This window comes from Cytophagales bacterium (assembly GCA_019456305.1).
Classification (GTDB): Bacteria; Bacteroidota; Bacteroidia; order Cytophagales; family VRUD01; genus VRUD01.
This window is the reverse complement of record VRUD01000123.1, coordinates 1-8001: the sequence shown is the minus strand read 5'-3', so window position 1 is coordinate 8001 and position 8001 is coordinate 1. Positions and strand designations below refer to the sequence as shown.

Below are 8001 nucleotides of genomic sequence, written 5' to 3'. Positions count from 1 at the left end.
AGCAGCTTTGTTTCAGAGGAGTTTTTGGTAAATATATCTCCTGTTGGTATTAAAGACCCGCAAGGTTTTCAAAACCTTGCGGGTCTGAGGGCATATCCTAATCCAAACACAGGCAATTTCACATTAGAAATGGAAGTCTCTGAAATAAAGGATATACAAATAAACATCACCAACATCTTAGGACAATCAGTATATGCCGCAACACTGAACAACATTAAAGGCAAATACACAAATCAAATAAACCTAAAACCAAACCCTGCAGGCATATACAACCTGCAAATTCAGTACGATAAAAATATGATCAATAAAAAAATAATATTACAAAAGCAGTAAGCAGTTGACAGTAGGCAATATTGCCTACTGCCCATTGCCAACTGCCTATTTCTTTTGTTGGATTTTGTGTTTTAGTGGCATTTTTTTTAATTTCCATCTTCCATCTTCCATTTCTCATAAAATGCCTCCCCCCTATTCTCCAAAGTACTTAGTAATATCACTTTAGAATTGATCATTTTTTTCCACTCTTCAGGTTTTTCCGGAAATATAGGATTAATATAAATACAATGAGCCGAAAAATCTTTCACCGTCAAGGTTTAGTTGCCGTATTCTTAATGATCGCTGAAAATATTCCAGGGCTGTGAAATAATCGCCTTTTGAAACATAAACAGTACCCATGTTCAGATAACTTTTTGCCACTTCAGGATGATCATTGCCAGGTTTTAGTTGCTTTATCTGTAATGATTGCTGATGATATTCCAGCGCTTTGTCATATTGTCCAATATGCTGGTAAATTACTCCAAAAGCATTATAACATACTGCAATGACATTATGTTCTTTACCTAATCTTTCTAATCCTGTTTTTAATCCTGTTTCTAATTGTTGAATGGCCTCAGAGTATTGTGCTTTATAATAATAATTCTCAGCAATTTTATTATAGCAGGTAACATGATCTTCCCAGGTTTCTAATTGCTCATAGATCAAACTTGCTTTCTGATAAAAGAAAATAGCGCTGTCGTATTGGAAGGTTTTGGAAAAAGAATCAGCTTCGGAAAAATATCTGTTAGCTAAAGTGGGCAGAGACGCCCAAATTGGGCGTCTCTGCCCACTTTGGCTAATTACCAATATGGGTACAAATAAAAGAATTAAAATGGTTATATTCCTCATAGCCATAATGCATGGCGCTTTGTAATAGTTTGACCTTCCAAATTTAGAAGGTAAATGTAGTGAGAAAATCCATCCCGCCTGTCTCCCCGAGTAACTCGGGAAAGAGTACCCGGGATGAAGTTTGAAGTTTCTATGTCAACTGCCTATCGGAGTGCAACAAAGATCCCGACTTGTCGGGACTGCTACTGCTACTTTTTTCCTTCCATCCATCTTCCATAAAACGCCTCCCCCCTCTCCTCCAAAGTATCCAGCAAGATCACTGCAGAATTAACTTTACCCTTCTCCCCTCTCAAAACCATATAAATAGGATTTACATAAATGCTATTATCTGTAAAATCCTTTACCAAAGATTGTATTGCTTTTTGGAAATATTTTAAAGCAGTATCAAATTGATCTTGTCTTACAAAAAGATTTGCAATGTCTTTATAAGAACCTCCAACCATTGGGTGATAGTTTCCAAAAATAGGTAAAAAAATATTTAATGCTTTTTGCTGGTAATATAATGCTTTGTCAAGGCTATCTAATTCCATATATAAAGTACCAAGATTTATGTAGCTTTGAGCAAAATCCGGATGGTCTTTCCTAAATATTTTATGCCTGATCTTCAAGGCTTTTTGATGATACACAAAGGCACTGTCATAATATCCTTTATCAGTCCAAACAACTCCTATGTTATTATAAATCGTAGCTATATTCCTATGATCAGAGCCAAGGGTTTTAAGCCATATTGATAAAGAACTTTGGTAGTATTCTAATGCCTTATCGTAATTGCCAATTGTAGCATAAATAATTCCATGGTTATTATAGCTTACAGCGATATTTTGGTGATCCGGGCCAAGGGTTTTTGACCATATAAATAAGGATTGCTGGTAATATTCCAATGCGGTGTAGTAATCTCCTTTCTGCCACAATACAATTCCAAACATATTATAGCAATCCGCAACAACCTTATTTTCTTTTCCTAATCGCTCAAAACAAAGTTTAAGCCCTTTGGATAATTGTTCAATAGCCTCTTCGTACTCTCCTTTTATCATATACCACCAGCCTATTTTGTTGTAGCAAAGAAGTGTTCTTGCCCAGAGTCTTTCCTTCCCATTATCCAACGCAGCAGTCGTACTACGAAGATAAAAGGTGCTTGCCTTTTTAAAATAAAAAATAGTGCTGTCGTATTGATAGGTTTTGACAAAGGAACGGGCAAGGCGGAAGTAATAGTTGGCATCTGAAGTATCCGCCCTGAATTTATCGTAATTTTCAACCTGGCTAAATGAAAGGAATGGTAAGAAAATAAAAAACAGAAACTTCATAATTCTACATTCTACATTTTTTCACCAAACTCTACTTAAAAGCCATATAACCATAAAGCCATATAACCATATAGCCATAAAGCCATATAACCATATAGCCATAAAGCCATATAGCCATAAAGCCATATAACCATATAACCATATAACCATCTTAACAATTTAACAATGAAATAATATATTTTATGATTACAATATTGCGTAATTAAATTGTTGCTACACTAGCTAATTCATCAACATCCCCAACAATTGAGTAAGTTTTTCCTTAAGCTCTTTACGGTCAACGATAAAATCCAGAAACCCATGTTCAAGCACGAATTCTGCGCTTTGGAAGTCTCCGGGCAGTTCTTTTCCGATCGTTTCTCTGATAACCCGCGGCCCTGCAAAACCAATAAGGGCGCCAGGTTCTGCAATGTTAAAATCACCAAGCATGGCATAAGAGGCAGTTACCCCTCCAGTAGTTGGGTCGGTTAGTAAAGAGATGTAGGGGACCTTTTCCTGGGCAAGCAAAGCCAGCTTTGAAGAAGTTTTAGCCATTTGCAACAAAGAAAAACCTGCCTCCATCATTCTAGCTCCGCCTGATTTAGAGATAATTAATAATGGGATTTTATGTTCCCGTGCATAGTCTATTAACCTGGCAAGTTTTTCTCCTACTACAGACCCCATTGACCCGCCAATAAAGCTAAAATCCATGCATCCGATTACCATATCAAGGTTATTCACTTTACCATAGGCAGTGCGGACAGCATCTTTAAGCCCTGACTTTTTTTGTGAAGCAGCAATCCTTTTTGTGTAAGATTTTGTATCGGAAAATTGCAGCGGATCAACCGAATCCATCTCTTTGTCAAATTCATCAAACTGGTTATTGTCAAATAATAACTCAAAATATTCTTTGGAACCAATCCTGAAGTGATAATTACAGTGTACACATGTATAGGCATTGTCTTTATGTTCTCTAACATGCATCGTCTTTTTACACCCGGGACATTGATCCCACAGCCCGTCCGGGGCTTCTCTTTTTAACTTAGTAGGTGTAACGATTCCTTTTTCTTGTCTTTTAAACCAAGGCATTTTTATTTACGATTTACGATTTACGATTTTTTTTGCCACCAAGCCACCAAGACACAAAGAATCACAAAGTTAATTTAGTTGCACAGATCACATAGATTTTTTTTAAAAAAACTTTGTGAAACTTCGTGCCTTTGTGGCAAGTATCAGCTACGCTAGATCTATATCAGGGCAAAGATACACATCCTGAATAGCATTAAGCAGTTTGACTCCTTCTTTCATAGGTTTCTGGAAAGATTTTCTACCGGAGATAAGGCCCGTGCCTCCAGCACGTTTATTGATCACGGCTGTTCTTACAGCTTCGGCAAGGTCAGTAGCGCCTTTTGATTCGCCACCTGAATTTATCAGGCCGATCCTTCCCATATAACAATTTGCTACCTGGTAGCGGCAAAGGTCTATGGGGTGATCCGAACACAATTCACTATACATTTTGGGATTGGTTTTGCCGAAGCTGATTGCAGTAAAACCGCCATTATTCACCGGAAGCTTTTGCTTGATAATATCCGCCTGGATCGTTACACCCAGGTGGTTAGCTTGCCCGGTAAGGTCGGCTGCACCGTGATAATCTGTGCCATTTTTTTTGAACGCGTTGTTTCGTGTATAGCACCATAATATGGCTGCCAACCCTAATTCATGGGCTCTTTCGAAAGCTTCTGCTACCTCAATAATTTGTCTGCGAGACTCCTCTGAGCCAAAGTAAATTGTTGCTCCAACGGCTACGGCTCCTAAATTCCAGGCATCGTCAACAGAACCAAACATGATCTGGTCATAAGTGTTGGGGTAAGATAGCAGCTCATTGTGGTTGATTTTTACAATAAATGGAATTTTGTGCGCAAACTTTCCCGACATGATCGCAAGATTGCCAAAGGTAGTTGCTACGGCATTACAACCTCCTTCGATAGCCAGCTTGATGATATTTTCGGGGTCGAAGTAAATGGGGTTGGGTGCAAATGAAGCGCCAGCGCTATGTTCTATCCCCTGGTCAACAGGCAGAATTGACAAATACCCTGTATTTGCCAAACGGCCATGACCAAATATAGCGCTAAGACTCCTTAAAACCTGCGCATTGCGGTTTGAATCTGCGAAAATCCTATCTACAAAATCGGACCCAGGTTTATGCAGCAATTCTTTGGGAATTGTCTTGCATTTGTGATCTAATAATGAATCTGCATCTTTACCAAGTAAAGAAGCGATCCGCTCAATTGGTGATGTTATTGTTTGTGTTTCCATTTTTTAATTGTTCTTGTCAGTCGTAAATGACAGTCAAGAAGTGTCAAAGTTGAATCTTGGCGGTTCGTACATTAATCGCTTTCAAGCAAGCTCCTTCTTTCTTTTTGAGTAAAGTCTTCTTTTGCTAGCTCTTTTAGCAGAGTTCCTTGCTTTATCTTTACGAATAAACTCGCTAATAGCTTTTCTTTCCTCGTCTGTCAAGGGAGGGCTTTGTATTATAAAATCTACGCCATCAGGTTCTTTTATGTATCCCATTTTTCTATGATTTAAAATATTTTTCAATTAATAATTCTGCTGATTGAGTTAAAATTATCATTCTTTGTCCACCAATATGATAAGCTCCTAAAGTCTTTTCATAATGTCCAATAAGTTTGGTCTTTGCAGTAAATGCTACATATCCGTCAAAGCCGTGTTGAAAAGAAACTTTACAAGCATAAGCTACTAAATTTCCCGCCACACCTTCGTAAAGTTTGTTTTTCCCGATATTGAATGGAGCGCTTTCAACTAAATTCATAAGAACATGGTCCGTTTCAATTGTTAGGCTTAATAGTCCTTGAATAATGTCAGGATTGTTTACAATAGTCATTTTATAAACTTCCTTTGAATTATCGGTAAATTCTATTTTCCAATTAAAATTCCAACCCTTTTTCTTGGTCACTTGTTTTATGTCTTTATAGGAGAAATTTGAAATTTCTGTACGAAAACTGTCCCCCGAAATTGTATTTTGAATTGATTTGCTCAATTTGTCAATTATAAAATCAAGTTGTATCTGCTTTTGTGTTTTCATACAGCAAATTTAATAAAATTCATCAAATTGTCCTACCGTCTATAATGTTATTTTGAACTTATTTTGCATGACCGCCAACTGTCTCCTATATTGTTTTAACTTGCCCATACAACTATAATATAAAAGTATGGTTTTAACCAAATCATACCTGTACACATCCTAATTAGACGGGTAAAAGTATGATTATACTTTTAAAAGCAAATTAGTTATTGCTTGTTTTGTTATGATTTGCATTTTTAAAATTTAATGATCATTCAACGTAAAATAATAATAACCAAAACATTGCAAGTTAATAAATAAAAAAAATATAGACAAATTAATTTTTAAAAAGTCAAGCAAATCGTTACGAAGTTTTTTATCCCTTGTCAAATTATTTGGTGTGGGTATTTACTATATTTCTTACAATCTCAATCGCATTCCTGGCATTTTCTGCTATTATTACATTATCGCCTCCCAGTTTTTTAAAGAATGCTTTACCCTCATGGCCGCCACCCAGCATAATTACTACCTTGTTTGCCTTGATTGCAAGGGCAATTTCAGATGCTGTGCCAGCGCCCATGCCGCAGGCAACCAGAACATCACTTGTAAGTACAATGATATTGTTCCTTGCATTGTGCATATCTGTTATGATCGGGAGGTCCACTGAGGCAGAAATTGATCCTTTTTCGGTAGTTGGCAATATACCTATGGTTAATCCATTTGCCTGTTTTGCCCCCTTACTTGCAGCATCCATTACCCCTGCATTTCTTCCTCCTGTTAAGAGCACCCACTCTTCATTTGCAATTAATCGCCCAAGCTGGAAGGCATTATCCATGTCTTTGTCAGTTGCTCCTGCAGCAGGGCCAATTACTCCTATGATGGTTTTTTTCATTATAAAAAATAGATTTGAATATAAATTTCATTTAAACATTGAAATTCCGATACAATAAAATAAAATTTTATTAATATTGCAAAAAAATAACGCTTATTAATCATGGACAAAAAAATCTTCCAAAAAACAGCAGTCTTCTTTCTTTGCATACAGTTCTCAATATTTCCTATTATTAAAGGAGATTTATTGGCGTCATGTAACACAAATGATTTTGCAATAAAAACGGACAAAGGCAGTGTAGTGTCGTATTTTGTCATAGAGGGTGACACGATCTTGATTGATACACTGGATCCGCTGGTAGATTTGAAAATGTCTCTATCTACTTTTATGCTTGCTGTGAATTTGATTGACCAGATGCGGACAGGTTACAAGTCTGAACAATCTAAATTCTTTCTGGGTGAAAAAGGGAAAGGGACTTATGAAAAATCTACCCGGGTAGCAATGAAACTTTATGAAGTTACCGGGAATGCATCCTATAAAAAACAAGCTTTTACCTTTTCAGAAAAAAGTAAAGCAGGTGTGTTATTGACTGCCCTTAGAGACTCTGAAGCAAGACAGTTTGCCGGCCTGTCAGATAGCCTGATAGAATATGAAAGGACGCTGAGGATTGATCTTGCCTTTTATGATAAAATGCTGGCTGAAGAACAGCAAAAAGGCAATGAAGCCGATAGCGCTAAAATTGCCTTATGGAGTGATAAACTCTTCGTATTGAAACAAAAATATGCAGCCCTTCTTGATGTACTTGAAAGCCAATATCCTGATTATTATGACCTCAAATATAGAACAAGAACTTTAACAGTAAGCGAAGTTCAGGACAATCTGCTGGATGACAACACTGCCCTTGTAGCATACGCAACGAGCGAAATTGATACCTGCATCTATATATACACCGTTACAAAAAATAATTATACAGCAAAAACAGTTAAAGTAGATACACTGTTTTATAAATGGATAAAACGGATGCGAAATGGGATTTATAAAAAGAGATTTCCGCTGTATGTCCATTGGGCTTATCCGATCTACAAAACATTGGTAGAGCCGGTGGTCAACCAGCTTAAAAATTCCCCGAATACAGCCGGGATTAAAAATCTTATTATTGTGCCTGAAGGGTTATTGGGGTATGTGCCTTTTGAAGCCTTATTAACAAAAGAAGTAGATGAAAACAAGGAAGATTATACAGCCCTGCCATATCTTGTAAACGATTACATGATCAGCTATGGATACTCAGCTACACTTTTACTTGACCAGAGGAATAAGATAAAAAAACAGTCTGCAGGCAATCTCACCGCATTTGCCCCGGTAGATTTTAATGGTCAATATTATGATGAAATGATCAGGGGAGGTTTGGGTAACGTTTCATCGCTGCCAGCCACTGAAACAGAGGTTAACGGCATTGCAACACTATTTGGCAAAAACGTAAAAAAACAAAAATCAAGTATCTTCACCCACAAACAAGCCAATGAGCAAAACGCAAAAACTCCTGAAGTCAGGAATTATAAATTCATCCATATTGCAACCCATGGGGTTATCAATGAAGAAAAAACCAAACTTTCCGGATTATTATTGTATGGGGATACAACTAC

General features: G+C 37.0%; 8 protein-coding genes. 2 read left to right on the top strand and 6 right to left on the bottom strand.

Going from position 1 to position 8001, the window contains the following annotated elements:
• Positions 1–333 (top strand): T9SS type A sorting domain-containing protein (locus FVQ77_16845; GenBank protein MBW8051970.1); only part of this gene is annotated, 333 nt, incomplete at its 5' end.
• A gap of 213 nt (positions 334–546) precedes the next feature.
• Here FVQ77_16845 and FVQ77_16840 read toward each other — a convergent pair.
• From FVQ77_16840 to FVQ77_16815, 6 genes are all read right to left on the bottom strand, one after another.
• Positions 547–1167 carry a tetratricopeptide repeat protein gene (locus tag FVQ77_16840; GenBank protein MBW8051969.1) on the bottom strand — a complete coding sequence of 207 codons (621 nt, stop codon included), beginning with the start codon at positions 1165–1167 and terminating at the stop codon, positions 547–549.
• A 182-nt stretch (positions 1168–1349) separates the two neighbouring features.
• The gene (locus tag FVQ77_16835; GenBank protein ID MBW8051968.1) at positions 1350–2465 is read right to left on the bottom strand and encodes a tetratricopeptide repeat protein; all 1116 of its coding nucleotides are present in this window, start codon (positions 2463–2465) and stop codon (positions 1350–1352) included.
• Between the two features lie 222 nt (positions 2466–2687).
• Positions 2688–3533 carry an acetyl-CoA carboxylase carboxyltransferase subunit beta gene (locus FVQ77_16830; GenBank protein MBW8051967.1) on the bottom strand — a complete coding sequence of 282 codons (846 nt, stop codon included), beginning with the start codon at positions 3531–3533 and terminating at the stop codon, positions 2688–2690.
• Positions 3534–3680: 147 nt separating this feature from the next.
• Positions 3681–4760 carry a class I fructose-bisphosphate aldolase gene (locus FVQ77_16825; GenBank protein ID MBW8051966.1) on the bottom strand — a complete coding sequence of 360 codons (1080 nt, stop codon included), beginning with the start codon at positions 4758–4760 and terminating at the stop codon, positions 3681–3683.
• A 259-nt stretch (positions 4761–5019) separates the two neighbouring features.
• Complete coding sequence (locus FVQ77_16820; GenBank protein MBW8051965.1) at positions 5020–5547, bottom strand: hypothetical protein; 528 nt, start codon at positions 5545–5547, stop codon at positions 5020–5022.
• Between the two features lie 370 nt (positions 5548–5917).
• Complete coding sequence (locus FVQ77_16815; GenBank protein ID MBW8051964.1) at positions 5918–6418, bottom strand: cytochrome; 501 nt, start codon at positions 6416–6418, stop codon at positions 5918–5920.
• A 102-nt stretch (positions 6419–6520) separates the two neighbouring features.
• On the opposite strand from FVQ77_16815, the gene FVQ77_16810 reads away from it, so the two are divergent.
• Positions 6521–8001 (top strand): CHAT domain-containing protein (locus FVQ77_16810; GenBank protein MBW8051963.1); only part of this gene is annotated, 1481 nt, incomplete at its 3' end.